General features: G+C 35.4%; 12 protein-coding genes. 1 reads left to right on the forward strand and 11 read right to left on the reverse strand.

What is annotated here, in order from left to right; all coding sequences use genetic code 11:
• Nucleotides 1–12: 12 nt before the first annotated feature.
• From Q3Y49_RS14850 to Q3Y49_RS14890, 9 genes are all read right to left on the reverse strand, one after another.
• A complete protein-coding gene (locus Q3Y49_RS14850; protein ID WP_303269229.1) occupies nucleotides 13–7,989 on the reverse strand; it encodes a LamG-like jellyroll fold domain-containing protein in 7,977 nt (2,658 codons plus the stop codon).
• Nucleotides 7,990–8,000: 11 nt separating this feature from the next.
• Nucleotides 8,001–8,765, reverse strand: a complete 765-nt coding sequence (locus tag Q3Y49_RS14855) for a hypothetical protein (RefSeq protein ID WP_303269230.1) — start codon at nucleotides 8,763–8,765, stop codon at nucleotides 8,001–8,003.
• Nucleotides 8,766–9,349: 584 nt separating this feature from the next.
• A complete protein-coding gene (msrA, locus tag Q3Y49_RS14860; protein ID WP_303269231.1) occupies nucleotides 9,350–9,895 on the reverse strand; it encodes a peptide-methionine (S)-S-oxide reductase MsrA in 546 nt (181 codons plus the stop codon).
• 82 nt (nucleotides 9,896–9,977) lie between these two features.
• Nucleotides 9,978–11,135 carry a tetratricopeptide repeat protein gene (locus Q3Y49_RS14865; protein WP_303269233.1) on the reverse strand — a complete coding sequence of 386 codons (1,158 nt, stop codon included), beginning with the start codon at nucleotides 11,133–11,135 and terminating at the stop codon, nucleotides 9,978–9,980.
• A gap of 51 nt (nucleotides 11,136–11,186) precedes the next feature.
• Nucleotides 11,187–13,706, reverse strand: a complete 2,520-nt coding sequence (gyrA, locus tag Q3Y49_RS14870) for a DNA gyrase subunit A (protein ID WP_303269234.1) — start codon at nucleotides 13,704–13,706, stop codon at nucleotides 11,187–11,189.
• 75 nt (nucleotides 13,707–13,781) lie between these two features.
• A complete protein-coding gene (locus Q3Y49_RS14875; RefSeq protein WP_303269235.1) occupies nucleotides 13,782–14,852 on the reverse strand; it encodes a hypothetical protein in 1,071 nt (356 codons plus the stop codon).
• 156 nt (nucleotides 14,853–15,008) lie between these two features.
• The gene (locus tag Q3Y49_RS14880) at nucleotides 15,009–15,605 is read right to left on the reverse strand and encodes a hypothetical protein (protein WP_303269236.1); all 597 of its coding nucleotides are present in this window, start codon (nucleotides 15,603–15,605) and stop codon (nucleotides 15,009–15,011) included.
• A 91-nt stretch (nucleotides 15,606–15,696) separates the two neighbouring features.
• Entirely contained in the window at nucleotides 15,697–16,362 is a 666-nt protein-coding gene (locus tag Q3Y49_RS14885; protein ID WP_303269237.1) for a hypothetical protein, read from the reverse strand.
• Between the two features lie 188 nt (nucleotides 16,363–16,550).
• Nucleotides 16,551–16,940 carry a TlpA family protein disulfide reductase gene (locus Q3Y49_RS14890; RefSeq protein WP_303269238.1) on the reverse strand — a complete coding sequence of 130 codons (390 nt, stop codon included), beginning with the start codon at nucleotides 16,938–16,940 and terminating at the stop codon, nucleotides 16,551–16,553.
• A 142-nt stretch (nucleotides 16,941–17,082) separates the two neighbouring features.
• On the opposite strand from Q3Y49_RS14890, the gene Q3Y49_RS14895 reads away from it, so the two are divergent.
• Complete coding sequence (locus Q3Y49_RS14895) at nucleotides 17,083–18,246, forward strand: iron-containing alcohol dehydrogenase (protein WP_303269239.1); 1,164 nt, start codon at nucleotides 17,083–17,085, stop codon at nucleotides 18,244–18,246.
• Between the two features lie 540 nt (nucleotides 18,247–18,786).
• Here the strand turns inward: Q3Y49_RS14895 and Q3Y49_RS14900 are convergent.
• Nucleotides 18,787–19,038, reverse strand: a complete 252-nt coding sequence (locus Q3Y49_RS14900) for a hypothetical protein (protein ID WP_303269240.1) — start codon at nucleotides 19,036–19,038, stop codon at nucleotides 18,787–18,789.
• On the reverse strand, nucleotides 19,025–19,567 hold the full coding sequence (locus Q3Y49_RS14905) for a hypothetical protein (protein WP_303269241.1): 543 nt from the start codon (nucleotides 19,565–19,567) through the stop codon (nucleotides 19,025–19,027). The genes Q3Y49_RS14900 and Q3Y49_RS14905 overlap by 14 nt, the downstream gene beginning before the upstream one ends.
• Between the last annotated feature and the right edge of the window lie 240 nt (nucleotides 19,568–19,807).

The raw sequence follows: 19,807 nt of genomic DNA on the forward strand, positions 1-19,807 counted from the left end.
TTCTATTCAAATTTACTTCATGACAATCTTCTTATTGATACTATTTCTATCATTTGAGACACGTAGCATATATACACCAGACAAATCTTCATTTGATGTTTCAGATACCTTCCATTGAAGCATGTTATGCCCCACATTAGTTGGTTTCAATTGATACTTATTCACTAAAGCTCCTTTCAAATTAAATAATTCAAAAATCAGTTCTTTATTTACCTCATTTTCAGGTACATAAAACTGTATATTTAATGCGCCTGAAGATGGATTTGGAAATGGATCTGATATTTGCAAACTATTTACCTCGATTAAACTATTAACATAATCTGGTGATCCATATATAATTCTTAAGTTACGACCATCACTATTTCTTAACTGGTATTGAGACGTTCTTTTCATATCAATTAGATTCGCGGAGGAAGGGTCCCATAGCACTAAACTATTCTGTTGATCGTAATTACTATTGTTTGGTATCTCCCACGTGATAGTCATTCCATCTAAACTTAAATTTGATTCTATGTCAAATTCCCAATTATATTGAGATTGCATTTTAACTATATCTTTAGAAACGAAGTACCCATTTGCACTTAGATCATGATTTAAATCAATGAAATTCAGAAACCTTGGTAGATTAAACTGATCTTTACTATCCAAATCATTTTTAGCATTAGCATGCATTCCTAGACCAGTTAATTGGTTTACAATTCCATCTTTTTCAAGCGTTAAATTCAATTCCCATCCCTCTTGATCCTTGCTAGGAGCGCTTCTGTTTTGACCAGTCGCAGCAGGAGAGCTAGGTACTCTCATGGTGAAAGTGCTTGAGTTTGGCCAATTTACAAATCCCCCTGAAAATGCTTGGAGACTATTCCCATTAGAGAATGACCCGTTAAATACCCTTAACTCAAATTCCTGTTCATTTAAATCTTGTACATCGCTCCAATTGATATCATGAGCGAATGGGTTACCGATTTGATTCCACCCAGGGTTCAATACAATTTCATAAGGTTGTTCAACATTGGCATTTACGCTCTGTCCCGAACCCGTAAAGAATGAAACTTCATTATCATTGACTATAAGCCAATATCCCCTGCCTGGAATTAAAGGAGTAGAGCCTGAGAGCTCCTCTGTTTGTTCCCCAGAATACCTGAACATCCTCCATTTAGACTTATCCCCATAATTTCCCAATTCACTTCCAAACACATCATTAACTCTATTATTGTTAAGGGTCATTGGAACGGATACAATTCGGTAATTTGATTGCGCAGAACCAAAAGAATTGAACGGGATTTGCAAACCATCACCAGTGAAAAGGACAGTTACGGATTGTATATCTGTTTCTGAAACTAGATCTACTCCATTTTCCGCAACGACTTTAAATTCCAGTCCAGATGCTGTTAAATTAGATATTTGATAGGTATAGTCATTTCCTGATGCTGTCATTGCATCTATAGTTGGATTATTGATACTGTTTGTACCGGGAATTATATATTGTATTTCAACTGATCCTACCTCAGACTCTTCATCAAGGATTTCAACTGAAATATTAACGGTACCTCCAAGGTTTACTTCGGTATCATAAACTATATTTTGAATAATAGGGGCAGTATTATCGACAAGTACACTTGCACTTCCTGTCAATGGATTAATCGTGTTATAATTAATAAAATCACTTTCACCATTGTATGAATATATGGCATATGAGTAGGTCTCAGCCGTCAAGTCAGTTTCATCAATTTGATTAATTGCACCAATAGCAATTACTTCCTCGCCCTCAATTAGTTCATCACCAACTGCATAAATAGTCCCTCCTGCTGGTGCAGTAATAGGAGGCGTTCCTCCTTCTTTCTTGATTGCAATATATCCATCTGCATTATCAAAATTCGGACTAAATGAAATGGTGTAAGAGGTAAAAGTCTGATTGCTAACCGTGAAATCAGCAGCCTGAGTATTGGGCGGATTAGTTAAAGATACTAAGTTTCCAAACAGTGGACTACTCTGCAAATAATTGATTTCATTTCCTGTGCCATTATACCCGTAAATTTTGAAATTGTAATTGGTTTCGGGCATTAAACCAGATTCATTCCAAACATTTCCCTCGCCTACATAAGTGATTGTAGAATTACCGAATTGATCACCAGAATTATATATAATACCATCGGCTGGATTGAAAAATGAATTACTGGCTGTAAATTTAACTACCAAATAGCCAGAAGCATCACTCTCAGTAAAAGTCAGTTCTGCAGCATTTTCAGTTTTCGAAGTCACAACAAAATCTGTGGGTTGAGCCTGCGGTTGACTAGCCAGATTTGGTAAGTCCGTTGTGGTTAAGCTACCTGTTAAGGGACTACTGGTTAAATAGTTTATTAAATCACCTGAACCATTGTACGCAAAAATGGCATAAAAATATTCTGTCTGTGGGTTTAAGTTGTTATCAATAATAGAATTTGATGATCCTGAATAAATTACAACATCCTCATTAATTTGATCTGCATATTGATAAGTTGTAAAATCCTCTGGTATATTGGCTGGCGACTGCGCTTCATTTCTTAATACTACGAATCCCGATACATTCTCTGTGGAAGTAAAGCTAAAATTAACAGAATTAGGACCAACACTATTTACTGTAAAGCTTGTTGGTTGAACTAAGGGTTGAGCCGCAGGTATATTGAAACTTCCGCTCAGCGGATTGTTTTGTAGATAGTTTATTGCTCCCTCACTCCCATTAAAACTAAAAATCAAATATTGATATCTGTTATCTGCGATAAAATTTTGTTCTAAAAATTGAGTGTTAGCCCCTACATATACTACAGAATCTGTACTATTTACCTGCCCTATTGAATAGCTTTGACCATCAGCAGGTACAAAAATTGGCGTATTGTTTAGTCTTCGCACCACTAGGTAACCGTCAACTGTTGCAGAAGGTGCAACATAATTTACCTGGAATGACCCATTAGCTTCATCAAAGTTAGAAACCTCAAAACTACCCGGCTGTTCAGTAGGCTCAGCTGCCAGTCCATCTAAAGGCAATGTCGTCTCATCACCTATTAAAGGATTTTGAGCTAGATATTTTGCAATGTTTCCTGATCCATTAAATGTAAAAATACTATAGAAATACCTAGTGTTTTGATTCAATAAGGAATCCACAAAACTAGTTTCGGTTCCGATATAGATTACTCTGTCACTCCCAAAAATATCATTAATTTTATAACTAAAACCATTCTCAGGAATAAATGAAGGAGTATTTTGACTATTTCTCAAAACCAGATATTTGCCACTATGACCAGTTGCGGCACTAAAGTTTACGGTAAATCTATCGGAAGCAATATTAGAAAAACTTAGGTTTGTGGCCTGATTTTGCGGTGGTGTAATTTCATCAGCACTTTGCAGATTGTTTCTATAAACTGTCAAAACACTATTAATAATATCAACTTTCCCATCATTGTTAAAATCACCTACTGCCATATCAAAGCCGCCACCACTGACATAATCTACTCTATTCTGAAAACTTATGTCTCCAATTTGACTAGTGTTATTTTTAAAAATAGATAGACCCTCCGCTTCTAAGGTGACAGACGCTATGTCTAACAAACCATCGCCATCAAAATCTCCGCTTCCTATTCCTGGTGGAATAAGTAAAGTCTCAAATGTTTTAGGTTCCAAAAAACTGACCTCACCAGACAATGGATTAGTAGTTGAATTGGCATAAACTCCAAAATAACCACCCCCATTATCTTCTGTCAATGCAAAATCAGTTTTTCCGTCATTATCAAAATCTCCAGTTGTGATATCTACGGTGGTGCCCACTGGCGTCAATGGGAAGGGAGAAGAAAAACCAAAAGAATTAGTTTGGAAATTTGATGTGTTTAGGAGAACATCCGGATTGCTAGAGAGGAAATCAGTCTTTTTATCGCCATTCAAATCCCTTAGCTTGAAACCAAAATTCCCATCAATATCAGTCCTATCAGCAACAGAAAATGTTACAATGCCTGCTTCAGTTATATTTTCTAAAGTTGTTACCGTAAATGAATTGAAAGACGAGAATTCTTCAATAGTTACAAAATTCTCCTTTATCAGAATATCTTGCTTGCCATCACCATTCATATCAGCCACTTCCATATCACGGATTAAGTCCGAATCAAGAGTTAATTCAAACACGTTTTGAAAGCTAATGTTGCCCGCACCTGTACTATTATTGATGAATACAGAAACTATTTGACCTTGGGCAATTGCAATATCCCACTTACCATCACCATTAAAATCACCTTTGGAGATAAATTCAATTCCAGAGCTGACGTTAAAAACTGACGGTAGATCGAAAAGTATTTCGCCATCATTTTGACTAACATTTCTAAATACTGCAAATTGAGTACCCGTTTCAATTACAGCAATGTCTAGAACCCCATCTTGATCAAAATCAGCGGAGATAATTGAACCTTGGAAAAGGCCATAATTGCCCTGAACTGGATTACTGACATCGAAAGAATTATTGTCAAAGCCCAATCCATTTCCATCAAAAATCACATTAAAATCTCTGCTGGATTGAGCAACCGAATTATTGGTGGTCAGATAAATCGGACCATAGGAGGCACCAAGTGGTACTTCTACTTTCAGTTCAGTACTCGAAGAAGAAATAACATTAGCCCTTATCCCATTAAATGAAACAATATTTTCGACATTATTCGAAGAAAAATTAACACCGGAAATTGTTACTTCAGATCCTATTTTGCCAGATCGGGGATTGATGTTGGCAATTCGTGGGATCCCTGTAATAGGCCATCCACCCTCTGAATACAAGGCTTGAATTTCTTCTAAGGTAAGGGTTTCATTATAAATGTGAATATCATCTTGGGCGCCTTGAAAAAAGCTATTTAGTCCGGCATTTTCTACACCACCTGCCACACCAATCAAGAAATCCTCTGCCATATCAGGATTAATTCCATCTGTAAGAACTTCGTTAATATTTTCAAGCTCTCCATCTATGAATATTTCCATCCCAGCATCTCTATCGATTTGAATGACGTAATGGTGCCAGTTCCCATCATTAAAGATTCCATTAGTTGTTAATTCTGCAGAACTACCCCCCTCCTGAACCATAAAAAATTGCAAATTACCCTCATTGAGGATTTGTGAAAAGTATCCAGATAAAAAATTAGATTTATCAAAAAGTACACCAGATGTTGTAGTTCGAAACCATCCTGAGATAACGATATCTTCGGAGTCACCAAAGTTAAAAGCAGCATTGTTTGGAATACTAATATAAGCATCAGAACCATTGAAAGTAGCAGCTTGATTGGCTGTACCGAATCTGTCATTACCAAAGCTTGCATTTACTCCTGTTCCATTATTAGTATTACCGGAATCATCATCAAAATTATTATTGAAGAAATAAGAGGCCAGCAAGCTACTTGCAGGCTCTGCTTCCGTAATGCTATAGGTATTATTAATTACATCTACTGCTATGTCATAGGTTCCTGCAGCGATCGGTATATTTTCTGCAAATAGAAATAATTCCCCAGGATTTTCATTAAAAGATCCCCAGTTGGCAAAATTCCAATCGTCATTCGCTCGTATTTTCCATTCTCCATCAAATAATTCGATACCTAATAATTCAAATACTCCATTACCCACGTAGGTCATATCAGTATCATCTCCCTGCCATCCCGTTTCATCTCCTGTTCTGGCGCTGCCCAGAAAACCTATTGAAGTAATCAAATCTGATCTATAAGCTCTAGTAGCATCAGTCAATCTTACAAAATTCAATCCATTGGGCGGAATTATTGGAGTTCCTAGTAAATCGATAAAGCCATTACCCTCGAAATCACCATAAGGTTTACCATTATCTCCATTTAATATAAATTCAAATTCATCATCCGTGAAATCAAATGCTTTTCCCCATGACAATGTGTTACCTGGAGGATAGGGGTCTAAACCTTCATCACTACTTGATTGATTAATCTTGATTCGTACTTGCCCCACATTTGGCCAAGCATTCTTATTGTATAAATTACCAATTTCAGCGTCCGTTAAAAGTGAGTTAAAGACTTTAAAATCGTCCAATTCACCATTAAAAAAGCCATTTAATCCTGCATTATTTATGCCGCCAGCAACCCCTATAAGAAAGTCCTCAAAATTGTCAGGATTAAAACCATCTGATAATGCAGAGGTATTTTCAGCATCCAAAACCCCATCTATATGAATTGACATCCCACCATCTCGATCTAATTGCATGACGAAATGATGCCATTGTCCATCGTTGTAGCCGGGATTACTTACTATAGAACTGCTACCTACCCCAGCCTCTGTAGCGAAAAATTGGATCCTATTGGAACCGTCAGAAGGAAACCATGCAAAATAGCCCTTTTCACCGTCAGATTTATCAAATAAAACCCCCGTGGCCGCAAAAGTATTAAACCAGCCTGAAACTGCTACATCATTACTTAGTCCTAAATCGAAAAGTGGATCATCAGCAATTGCTATGTAAGAGCTACTTCCGTTAAAATTATAAGCCCTATTCGCATCATTAAATCTATCTTCGGTGAGGTTGGCTCCATTAACTGAACCATCAAGATAATTTCCGCTTTCGTCATTGGCATTTCCGTTGAAGGGATATGAAGCTATAGGAGCAGTATTTGGCCAATTATTATCTGAATACAATGAAATGACCTCAGCTTGAGATATTCCGTAATTGTAATAGTTGACATCATCCACTAGTCCATTGAAATAGCGAATATTTCCAGGTTCAAAAATAAAACCAATGTTTAAAAAGGTTGAAACTGAAGTTTGAAATAGCGGCTCGTTATACTCTGTACTCACATCTACTACTTCATTGTCTAAATAAAGCATAGCAGTAAATCCATCATAAGTAATCACTGCATGATGCCAAAGACCATCGTTTACAGGGACATCACTACTCAGCACCAGAAAATCTTGATCGCCCGTACGTAAGGTCCCTTCTAATAAATTAGTAGGACCTACTGAGAGTGCTCCTAAACCAAATAAATCAGCAAAACTTCTATATCCTCCTGAAAAATCGGCAGCAGTGTTGAACCAGGCAGAAAGTGAAATATTATCATAAATCGGAACTCCAGATGTCTCAGAAAATTGATCAACCCCATCCAAGCCTAAGGCATTGGAAGCGGTATTAAATCTGTCGGGGACCGAAGTAGCGGATACATTTAATAGATCAAAGCCAAATCCACTTAAATCTTCTACAATGGCATCGTTAAAATCATAATTTAAGACCAGCGTATTATCTGGAACTTCCCATCCACTAGCATGATAAATCGTATTAATTTCTGAGGAAAAAATGTTACCTAGATATAAGAATACATCGTCAATTCTACCATTAAATGATGGTCCAATTTCCAATCCGACACTATTTATTCCAGCCCATAGGATACCATTTACGTCTATTACTTCTGTGCCAACGACTTCATTATCTACATAAAAAGTAAAAAGCTCCTCTATTTCATCTACGCCAATAACCAAATGATGCCAATTACCATCATTTAGCCCAGATCTAGAAATAAAGACAAAGGTACTTCCGTCTGTGACGCCATCACCTGAATTATAAACGAATTCTATACCTGTAGATAACACATGTACTGTATAACCCAGTACGCCTTCGGTACCTGATCCCCACGACAAAAGGGTGCCTGATTCTGCCGTAGTTTGAAACCAAACTGACAAGGCATCTGGTTGTTCAACCAAAGGAGTTTGGATCCCGCCATTGGCTGGTAGGAACTGAAAAGCTTGATCAGGACGTCCAAACCTATCGTCCGTTAAAACCTGCCCATCTACAATTCCATTGCTTCCATTTCCAGACAAATCATCGGCATTGCCACTGAACCGGTAACTTGCTAAAACACTCTCGATCTGGTTGTTAGTTGATTTATTGTCAGCAGGCTTGATGGCGGTACCTTGACCCAATAAAATATTGATTGATACTCCAAGAAGGCAAAAACTTAAAAAAAAGATGTTGTAGATTATTCTCATAATATTATAAACTAATTGGGATCTGGAGCAATTGGTAAATCATTTCCATCAGTATCACCACCAAAAGGATCAAGGATAATAATAGCCGCGGTAATTCCACCAACTAATAATGCCCCACCTCCTACTAATAATACAGGAAAGCCTTTCTTAATTTGAAAACTATTACTAGCCACAATTCCAGTTTCACCTTTTAATTGAATCTGGTAGGTGGCGGATTTTTCTCCTTTAGGTATTTTCCAAATAAATCTACCATCATTGTTAACCGTAGAAATTTTATATTTTTCGTTGCCATCTTCGAATAGCAATAGATCAATCTTTTCATTCTCTTTTCCGCCCTTCCACTGTAGGCGATAGCTTTTGCCACTTTTAATCTCTTTTAAGTCAAAATTCACGAACTCCAGAGGATCGAAGGCAGGTTCTGGTAAAAATGCTCTTACTTCAAAAATTAGGTTTCCTTTATAATCAAGCAGTTCATTTTTAGCCAACCACTCAATCCTTTTACCTTTTCCTGCTTCAATATTAATTCCCACATCACCTGTGACTAAAGTCAGAGGTTGCTCGAAATTATCTTTTGAGGAATACAAATTTACATTGAAGAATTCATCCGTATCAGCTATTAAATCATAAGATACAATAATAAGATCTCCACTGATGGAAGCCTTTACATTATCTACTCTTTGAGCTTTTGCATGATAGCTGAATAGTACAAGAGATAAGATGAGAATTCTTAGTGGCAAGCAAGAATAATTACTTTTTGATGGGACTTTTAAATTCATCAATCTAGACTTTTAAAGTATGTATTATTTAAGAGAAAATTTCTCACTTCAATATACTAAATATCATAATAATTAAATTATTTCTATATAACACAATAAATATAATTATTATAATTTAATTAATGAAATATAGATACTCTAATTCTAATTATTCGATAAAATAGAGAAAATGTAAGATTAAATAGTTTTATCAACTACCTTGTTAATTTGTAGATATGTTATGCTAATTCTAGTGGCAATCTTGATTACTTATACTAAACTAGCTGAACAGCATATACATTTAAGAGTAGATTAGGAAAAAGTATTTGTTGAATATAGTAAGATGGATTTTCAAAATACTTACTAGGATGAGCCAAAGGCAATTTAGTGGTTGCGATTTCATTCTGCAAATAGGATATCTGGTTATCTCCTTTTATGTTCAGTTCAACTGGTCGTGAAGATTAGCTAAAAAAGCAAAATAAAAACATGCAAGAATTGACAAATTAGACCTCCTTTTGCACTTAAAGAATAAATGCATGATTTAAAATCGGACTTAATTTACTTAGAGTCCTCTGCCTCATTTGAAAATGTAAAAAAGGATTTATCTATTTCAATTTGTCAGCAAATAATCTTTTGAGTTTATCAACCTTCGGTTTAATAACAAATGAACAATATGGCATTGCTTCATTTCTAGTGTAGAAATCTTGATGTACTTCCTCTGCAGGATAAAAAGCTTCAAAGGTCTTAATTTCAGTTACTATAGGGTCGTCAAAAATACCTGAAGCATCTAATTGCTGTTTCATTTCTTCAGCTATTTTTTCTTGTTCAGAATTATGAGTAAGAATTATTGATCGGTAATGCTCCCCTACATCTGCGCCTTGTCTATTTAAAGTCGTTGGGTCATGTACTTGCCAAAAAACCTCCAAAATTTCTTTGTAGGAAATAACGTGCGGGTCAAAAGATATTTGCGCTACTTCTGCGTGTCCGGTTCTTCCCTGCACGACTTCTCTGTAGGCAGGATTTTTGATTTGTCCTCCGGAGAAACCTGATTCAACCTGCTGTACTCCTTTTAATTTTCTTAAAACGGCATCTATGCACCAGAAGCAACCAGCTCCAAAGGTTGCCATTTCTATATTAACTTTATCTATCATAAATTACTTAGACTTGAATTAAAAGAACATAAAAAAAGGCTATCTGTTCAGATAACCTTTTACAATATGATTTATAAATATATTATTGATCACCCGTTTTAGCTTTTCCACCAGCATTTAGCTCGTCTGCTTTCTTCATCATTTCTTCAGCTTTCTTGTTTTCTCCCAACTGAGCATAAACAGTTTGCAAGGTTTCAATAACTGCTAACTCATTCGGTGAAATCTCTAAAGCTTTTTCAAAATAAGGCTTAGACTTTTCTAAATATCCTAAGGCTTCCTTCTCTACCTTTTTACCTTCTTTTTTGTAAGTCTGCAAATCCATATCTCGAGCTTTAGCTAACAAATCGGCTGCTTTATTATAATAATAAACAGCATAATTAAAGTTTGCATCTAAATAGTCTGGATCTAACTCTATAGCTTTTAGGTATGCTTCTTCTGCTTTTGTTGGTTCCTCAAGCTGCTCATAAAGGTAGCCTAAATTGAAATATAGGTTCGCATTATCCGGCTCCTTCGCAATAGCATCATTGATTCGGTCCTTAGCCACATCTACTTGTTTTGTTTCAATCAACAAATTAATTTCTGATTTCTGGAAAGTATCAGAATCAGGAAATTTCTCCTTAGCCATTCTTGTGATTTCAAGCGCCTTTTCCAGATCTTTATTAGCATATCGCTCAATGGAAATAATACTACCATAGATATCTTCAGAGTGATAATCTAGGTCTAATAATCTGTAGTAGTATTTTAAAGCATCTTCATTATTTTGCATTTGCTGTGACGCCACACCAGCATATAAATTAGCAGTTGTATCCTCAGGCAATACTAATAAAGCCTTTTCAAATGCAGTGACTGCCTCTTCATAGTTCTGATCTGAATAAGCAGTTGAACCTTCATTGATAAAACCACCCCAAAGTTCTTGTATCTTCAAATCGGTGAGGGTGAAATATTTATCCCCTTCATCAACCATTTCAAAAACTTTGTCATAGCTTTCTGACGCTTTCTTTACTAGTTCATCAGAATATCCTTCAGTATTTAAAATGGCCTGATAAATGGTTCCTCTTGTGTACCAAGTTTTTGGGTCATTCATTGTTTTTTCGTGCTCAACAGCTTCATTAATCAGCGTTTTTGCTTCTTGCAAATCGCCACTTTCCAAAGCTCTGTCTGCCTTACGAACATTTGAATTCTGCGCAAACACCTGCCCTATTGCTAAAAAAAAGGCGAAAACTAATGCGATTCTTTTCATTTCTATCTTATTTTGTTTAAACAATTATTCTATTATACTTAATTTATTTAATTATGATTCACTATTGTTGTCTTCTTTAGCATCCGACTCCTGTTCTTCAGTTGCTCCTTCTTCATCCAAATCATCAATTTTCTCCACTTTCTCAACTGATGAAATGCTATCATTCTCACTCACTTTGATCAATCGAACGCCTTGCGTTGCACGCCCCATAACTCTTAAGCTTTCCACTGCCATTCGAATAGTGATACCTGATTTATTAATAATCATTAAGTCATCAGAATCAATAACTTCTTTTATTGCAACCAACTCTCCTGTCTTTTCGGTCACGTTTAAGGTTTTAACACCTTTACCACCCCTCTTCGTAATACGGTAGTCTTCAATATCGGAACGCTTCCCATATCCTTTTTCAGAAACAACCAAAAGATTTGCGTTTTCTCTAGTAATGGCTACCATTTCAACTACAATATCCTTTTCATCTTTCAAGCTGATACCTCTGACTCCAGCTGCAGTTCTCCCCATAGGACGAACATTGCTTTCATGGAATCGAATTGCCCTACCTGAACGAGCAGCAATAATAATATTATTATCACCATTGGTTAATTTCACATTCAATAATCTATCCCCCTCATTGATTGAAATAGCATTGATTCCGTTTGCTCTTGGTCTGGAATATGCCTCTAAGGTAGTTTTCTTGATAGTACCTTTTTGAGTGCACATCACTAGGAAGTTATTGTTGATGTAGTCTGCATCGTCAAGATTTTCAACATTTATTACCGCTCGCACTGAATCTTCAGACTCAATGTTTATCAAGTTTTGAATAGCTCTACCTTTAGAAGTTTTCGATCCTTCCGGCAGTCGGTATACCTTAATCCAATACACTTTACCCAATTCCGTAAATATCAACAAGTAATTATGGGTTTTAGCCACAAATAGCAATTCTGTAAAGTCATCATCTTTACTTCCTGCCCCTCTTGAGCCTACTCCACCTCTTCCCTGGGTCTTGTATTCGTTTAATAAGGTTCGCTTGATATATCCCTGATGTGAAAGCGTGATCACTACATCTTCATTAGGAATCATGTCCTCATCTGTAAATTCTTCGGCACTGTGGATGATTTCAGTACGTCTTTCATCACCATATCTATCCTGCATTTCTTGCATTTCGTCTTTGATGATTTTCATCCTAAGCTCTTCATCCGCAAGAATAGATTCCAGATATTCAATTAGCTTTTTAATCTCCTCGTACTCCTGTATGATTTTCTCTCTTTCAAGACCCGTTAATCTTTGGAGTCTCATGTCCAAAATGGCTTTAGCCTGAATTTCAGATAATTCAAACTTCTCCATTAGGCCGTTTCTAGCTATTTCAGGATCTCTGGATTCACGAATTAATTTAATTACTTCATCAAGATTATCTAATGCAATCAAATAACCTTCCAATATGTGTGCTCGCTTCTGCGCTTCTTCAAGCTCATATTTAGTCCTTCTTACAATTACATCATGCCTATGATCCACATAATGTTTAATCATGTCCTTCAGGTTCAGTGTTTCAGGTCGGCCTTTTACCAAAGCAACATTATTGACACTAAAAGAAGTTTGAAGCTGAGTGTATTTATAAAGATTATTTAAGACAACATTAGGAATAGCATCTTTACGGATTTCGTAAACTATTCTTAATCCATTTCTATCAGATTCGTCTCTAATATCTGAAATGCCTTCAATTTTCTTTTCATTTACTAAGCCAGCAGTTTTTTCAATCATATTGGCTTTATTCACCATGTATGGAATTTCAGTCACAATGATTCGTTCCCTACCTGATTTTAACACCTCAATTTCTGCCTTTGCTCGCATTACGATTCTGCCACGACCCGTTTCAAAGGCCGCTTTAACTCCCTGATAACCGTAAATTGCAGCTCCAGTTGGGAAATCAGGTGCCGTGATATGTTCCATCAGTTCAGCAACTGTAATATCGTTATTGTCGATATAAGCAATTATTCCATTGACTACCTCGGTTAAATTATGAAGGGCCATATTGGTAGCCATACCTACTGCAATACCAGAAGCACCATTTAATAGTAAATTTGGAACTTTTGCAGGTAATACTGTTGGCTCCTTTAAGGAGTCATCAAAGTTAAATTGAAAGTCAACCGTATTCTTATTAATATCAGTCAACATTTCTTCCGCTATTCTCTTTAATCTAGCCTCGGTATAACGCATCGCGGCAGGAGAATCTCCATCTATGGATCCGAAGTTTCCTTGGCCATCCACCATTTGGTAACGTAAAGACCAAGGCTGTGCCATACGCACCATGGTATCGTAAACAGCTGAGTCGCCATGTGGGTGATACTTACCTAAAACCTCACCCACAATTCTGGCTGATTTTTTATAAGGTCTGTTATGGGCTAAGCCCAATTCTTGCATTCCAAAAAGTATTCGTCTGTGTACGGGTTTTAAGCCATCCCTAACATCCGGCAAAGCCCTTGAAACTATAACCGACATTGAATAATCAATGTAGGCGCCTCTCATTTCATCCTCTATATTAATTGGGATGATTTTTTCATTTTCTCCTTCAGCCATAGATTTGTTTACTATCTAAAAATAAATAAAGTGCAATTTAAAGAATTTTATTAAGCGGTGACAAAAATAATCATTTCATTTGCGTTTTAAAAACGGAAATGCCTCTCTTTTTTCATTAAGATTATAAGGATCATTTTCACCTACCTTTGGGTTCTGCCATTTGTATATCGGCTGGCCCCTATACTTTTTATCAATATGATGATGCTCTTTTTGTGCTTCGCAATTACTAATCGGACATTTTTTGAAAAGTGGGAAACTTACTCTAACCCCCACTTGAAATTGCAAATTCCACATATTGGTTTTAATTGATTGACCTGTAGGCAAGAAAGTATTAATCGATTTTAAATCTACCGAGGGCCTCATCACCAATCTAAAATATTCAGAAAAATTCTTTTCGATAGGAAAGCTGATATTCCAATAATTGTTAGTACTCACATTGCCTCCAGGGAATGCGCTTTCAGACAATCTGAAGTTACCATACTCAATATCAGCGAAATAAGAAAAATCCCAAAAATCAAAATAATGAACTCCAGCTGTTAAATAATACTTTCTTGTATAGAATCTAGAAAAATCTGATTCATACTCTGCTATGTAATTTGGAAAACCTTTTAGTCTCAGGTTTGCCTTAGAATTGATTTCAAATGTTGCTCCCGCCCCGATTCTCAACCGCCAATAATTGAAATGTATTTTTAAATGGACTGGTATAGCATTACCGCCTCCTACCAAACGTTTTTCAAGACTATCAATCACGTAATTACCATTTTGCTCCGATTCATTAAAATTAGATTGATATAGAATTGCGGAGCTGGTGTTTATCGTATCAGTTGTGAAGGGTCTATTTAACCAATTACTTATTCCCACAGGTCCTCCTAGGGAATCTTGTCCCAACAAATACAAATCGTTGCTGTTACTGTAAATTTGAAATTCATCTAGATTTTGTCTATAACGGGTGGAGCCATAACCCACTGCTACTTCTGCAGAAAAATAATTAGCTATTTTACGAAATAAACTTGCGTTAATATCTTTATCATTTGGCGGAGGTCCCCAAGGATTAAATACCTGTCCTATTAAAGGCCTAGAAGCAAATACGCCTACAATTAAAATAGTAAAGGTGAAAATTTTTATTTTAAATCGGTTTCTCCCCAAAGAATGATAGTTTTATAAAGCGCCTTTAAGGCAATTATACGATACAATTTTCCTCGAATACTATCGAGCATGATACTGAGTACTAGTTACCATTTACTTAAATAAGCATCTGATCGCACAAAAATACAAAAATTATGCTAATTGCTGTTAATACATTTATTTTACCTCGAAAGACTCCATAAACTCATTGAATAAATTGAGTTCTGACAGACCCGTTTTTTCACCAATTGATTTAATTTTCTCCCATTCGATTTTCCTCAACCTCCCCGGATTAAGAATATCTTCTTCTCTTTCCAAAAACAAAGAAGATATAAAACGAATCAAAATATAAGGAGCTTCCATTACTCTAATGCTGTAGGAAACCGCTGTATTGTTGGCTTTAGACAAGGTTTCTTTTTCAAACAACACATGAAAAATCTTATTAATTGATAGATAAAATTGATCTTCCCAATCTTTAAAATTCTTGATTAAAAATTTCATGCAGTCTGCAACGGGATCTTTTGACAAGAAAAAACCTCCTTTCGATAATTTTCTCGCTTTTTTCTGCAGTGACATTTCCTCTTTAAAACTGATATTGTTATTAGCCATGGCTTTGCCGACCACCGGGCTTAATAAGATCAAAGACAAAAAATCGTGATTACTAATTTCAAAATAAGGTGCTGTTTTCTCAAGAAAGTCTTTTCTCAAGCTTTCCACGATTTTATCAATTTCTTGATTATCAATGATTACGGCTATTTCTGCTTCTGTGAACATATCTTTGATTCGTTTTATAAAAGGAAAAATACATTAAATAATTGCAGATTACAATTTTAATGGATAGAGCATTAAAATTTTTAGACCAAAATTATAAAAAAGCTTGATTAGCCGCTTGATTTTGTTGTTTAAACCCCTTTTCCAATCGAGTAAATTCGGATTTAGCCATGTAATCAAAAGACCACTTTCTGCTGTAAGTATTAGGGGATTTTACTGCATACTTATACTCAATTTCCGTGATCTTATTGATTTCTGAGTTCCAAAATATAATCAACTGATCGGGCTTATCCCTCAATTCAAAAGTCCACTTCTCGTACTTCCTATCGATTTTCTGATTGGTTATGCTAACTGAATCTTGTTCAATTTGCCATAATTGATCAGGATTAAGCAAAATGGGACTATGAATACTATCGGTAATCAAATCTGCATCCTCCAAACGGTAGCTTGGGCTTTGGAGATCATAAATCCACTGATTTTTTAAATAAATTGAATGTAAATAGTGCACTTTCTGACTTTCATCTATTCCAAAGTAAGCAGATGATATGCCACTATCAGAATTTCTATTCAATGCCACTAAGCCATAAAAATCATTAGTTACCGCTCCATTTGCATTACAAATACTGTATTCAACATTATAATAAAAATGTTTTTGTTCAGTCAGAGATTGATAAATTGGCTCTATATCGCCTTTATCATCTGGTTGAGAACATGAAACCCCTGCTATTAGCAAGAAAATGAAGATAAATGACTTGTTCATAGCTGTGTTTTTGAGTCTATACTTTCAATAAAATTAACAACAAATTGATAAGAATTTTCACTCCAAAGTGGAGCAGATATATTTTCTTTTATAATTCCATCTGCCAAAAACATATGTGTTGGGGCTGTTACTATATGAAAATATTGCTTATAAGTTTCTTCATCAATAGGAACAGAGATATATCCTTTCTAACCAAATCTGTTCAAATACCATTTAATTCGCCAATCTGCGCTATTGATGAAATTGATAAACACAATATCATCTCTTTCAGCATACATTTTGGTGATTTTCTCTAAGGTGAATTGCTCCATTTTGCAGCCAGAGCAACCCACAAAAGTGAAGTTCAATAAAGCGATTTTGCCTTCCAGTATTTCAGAAGTAATGGAATCGCCATTGATATCCACGAAGGCAAATGAAGGGAACTTACTTCCAATTTTAGGTTGATCCATTCTAAAATTGTCAGGGAATAGTTTTATTTGCTTTTCACCATCTTCAATCATCTCCACATATCCATTTGGCACAAATCCTTCAGTCCGACCCTCTATTCCACTTTGTCCATAGGTTTGAATTTTAATCAAAAAAAAAAAAATAAGGCTGATCCATAATTTATGCATACTATATTCAGTTCGTTAAACTCAAATATAAGAATTTGCTAATTATAAAGAAATTAAAAAACCCTCTTCAAACTAGGGCGTTATCTTTGGGAAACAAAATTTTACTATGAACGCATTCGAATTTAAGAATCCAACAAAAATCATATTTGGAGAAGGTGAAATCAAAAAATTGGCTGATAATATTCCAGCCGGAAGCCATATTTTATTATCCTATGGTGGTGGAAGTATTAAGAAAAATGGTGTTTATGATCAAGTTATTAAAGCCACTAAGGATTACAAAATCACTGAATTTTCGGGTATCGAGCCTAATCCGCATTTTGAAACTTTAATGAAAGCAGTGAAAATCATTAGAGATGAAAAAATTGATTTCATTTTAGCTGTTGGAGGTGGCTCTGTGATAGATGGATGTAAATTTCTTTCGGCTGCTGCTTATTATGATGGAGATGAATGGGATTTAGTAGCCAAAGGATTAGCCAGAAAACAAGAAAAGGTATTGCCTTTTGGAACAGTACTAACTTTACCTGCAACAGGCTCTGAAATGAATTCTGGGGCGGTGGTCACCAAAGCTTCTACTCAAGAAAAACGTACATTTGGAGGTCCACAATACTTTCCAGTATTTTCAATCTGTGATCCAACAGTGATTCAATCACTTCCTAAAAGGCAAATCGCCAACGGCATAGTGGATGCCTATACGCATACCTTAGAACAGTATCTAACCTATCAGCATGATGCTTTATTGCAAGACCGCATTGCCGAAGGGATTTTACAAACACTGATTGAAATAGGACCAAAAGTAATGGAAGACCCTGCAGACCATAAATCAGCTTCTAATTTCATGTGGTCTGCTACTATGGCTTTAAACGGAATCTTGAGACTGGGGGTACCCACTGATTGGGCCACTCATATGATAGCGCATGAACTTACTGCCTTGCATGGAATTGATCACGCCAGAACATTGGCCATTATTGCTCCTAATCTATATAGAAAACTATTTGATGATAAGAAAGAGAAGTTAATACAGTATGGGAAGAGAGTTTGGGGATTGACTGGAGAATCAGATATTGAGATCGCGGAGAAAGCTATTGAAATGACGGTTTCATTCTTTGAATCCTTGGGGATTGATACAAAATTATCAAAATACACCACTGATTACCGCAACACTCCGCAAACGGTTTATGATCGTTTCAAAGAAAGAAAATGGATCGGATTAGGAGAAAGGCAAAAAGTTGGTCCAGAATTGGCTAAAGAAATAGTAGAGATGAGTATTTAAGACTTATTAATGACTTGAATTGGTCTTCACTGGTATTAGGGAGACCCTAAGACCAGTGAAGATTTGCGTTATTCTTAGGAAGAATTGTACAGTTATAGGAGGTCATTATATCATTGCGAAGGGGCGCAGGAGCCAAGGCGGGATTTTAGATTTAAGGAAAGGTCTCCAGAAATAGGCTCTTTTGTAGTTTTAGCATTACGAGACAGCTTTGTTTTAGGCATCCTCGTTACAAACGAGGACGAGGTGGGGTAAGTGTAAAGGATTTACTTATCGACAATAAAAAAGATTGAAAAAATATGACAAGATTTATAAGTAGTATTTAATACTTATAAGTCAGAAATTTTTTACTTCTCATATTTGGGTAATATTAGACATAAATGAGTATAATATTCACCATCCTCTAATCTTAAATAGGATTAAAAAAAATTGTAGCTTATTTTTCTACAAAACTAGACTATTTAAGTTTACAGTTTGTCCACTATTAAAGAAACCCACCCCTCTCAAAACTCCAGCTCTTGTGGAAGCCATGTCAACGATGGATTATCTTTTTCTTTTACCTGTTCCTTCAATAAATTCTCTTATTTTACTGAAAGGAGACAAACAAAAATACCCTATGATTAAAATTATTAGACTAACAAAAATTACAAAAAAACCGCCAACAGCACTTTGCTGTTGGGTCAGATAATGATTTCCAACTTTTGTAATATCAAAAACCAACATAATGATACCCGCAACTAATAGTAGAGACCCTATAATAAAATAAATAGCTCCTGAAAATTTATTTCTGCTCATTTTGAAAGTACTGCTTAAAACTTTTTTTATAATATTTTAAGATATCTTTATTAAGATATTTTTTCCATCTATTATTAGAAAAATCATTTTTAAGATTACTGTAATATGCTAATGCATAACCAAAAGACGAAGAAGACAAATAGCTGTTACCTCCATTCATTTCCCAACCAGAATAACCACCATTAGACCACGTTTTCATTTCAACTGATGATTGATTTGCTGAAAAAACCCCTAAACCATAAAGAATAACTAAAATCTCTACTAAAACATGGTCTTCTTCAAAATAATTGAATTTTTTTCTTAGTTTATATTGACCTATTTCATGTGAAATTAAAGCTATTAGGTTTAATGGATCTAAAAGAGCATGTTCTTCTACAAGAATTTCCACATCACCATTGTCATATTCTATATAATTGGTTAAGGTAGTATTTTGATCCTCTTCTAATACTGGCATTAAACCGGATGATAATTCAATATTATTCTTTTCTGAATAGTAATCAAAAACAATTTCATTTGGGTCAATATCCATAAAAAAACAAACCCTCTGAAAAATATAAATTCCATCCTCTCTTTTTCCATCATATTTCTGCTTAAAAAAATCTCCAGTAGGTAAAATTGTTTCTTTTACTATTAAGCTTTCTATTGAAACAAATTCTCACTTGTAGAACACATATTAACTTCGTAACTATTGCTATCACAGGATATCAATACCATAAATAAGGCAGTAAATTTTATAGTTGTATATTTATTATTCTTCATTATTCTCTTC

The organism is Marivirga harenae, assembly GCF_030534335.1.
GTDB lineage: Bacteria > Bacteroidota > Bacteroidia > Cytophagales > Cyclobacteriaceae > Marivirga > Marivirga harenae.

Coding starts and splice junctions, on each gene's coding strand:
- Q3Y49_RS14855 (WP_303269230.1), bottom strand. CDS start 8,765: ATGAATTTAAAAGTCCCATCAAAAAGTAATTATTCTTGCTTGCCACTA.
- Q3Y49_RS14865 (WP_303269233.1), bottom strand. CDS start 11,135: ATGAAAAGAATCGCATTAGTTTTCGCCTTTTTTTTAGCAATAGGGCAG.
- msrA (WP_303269231.1), bottom strand. CDS start 9,895: ATGATAGATAAAGTTAATATAGAAATGGCAACCTTTGGAGCTGGTTGC.
- Q3Y49_RS14880 (WP_303269236.1), bottom strand. CDS start 15,605: ATGTTCACAGAAGCAGAAATAGCCGTAATCATTGATAATCAAGAAATT.
- Q3Y49_RS14905 (WP_303269241.1), bottom strand. CDS start 19,567: ATGGATATTGACCCAAATGAAATTGTTTTTGATTACTATTCAGAAAAG.
- Q3Y49_RS14895 (WP_303269239.1), top strand. CDS start 17,083: ATGAACGCATTCGAATTTAAGAATCCAACAAAAATCATATTTGGAGAA.
- Q3Y49_RS14885 (WP_303269237.1), bottom strand. CDS start 16,362: ATGAACAAGTCATTTATCTTCATTTTCTTGCTAATAGCAGGGGTTTCA.
- gyrA (WP_303269234.1), bottom strand. CDS start 13,706: ATGGCTGAAGGAGAAAATGAAAAAATCATCCCAATTAATATAGAGGAT.
- Q3Y49_RS14850 (WP_303269229.1), bottom strand. CDS start 7,989: ATGAGAATAATCTACAACATCTTTTTTTTAAGTTTTTGCCTTCTTGGA.
- Q3Y49_RS14900 (WP_303269240.1), bottom strand. CDS start 19,038: ATGAGCAGAAATAAATTTTCAGGAGCTATTTATTTTATTATAGGGTCT.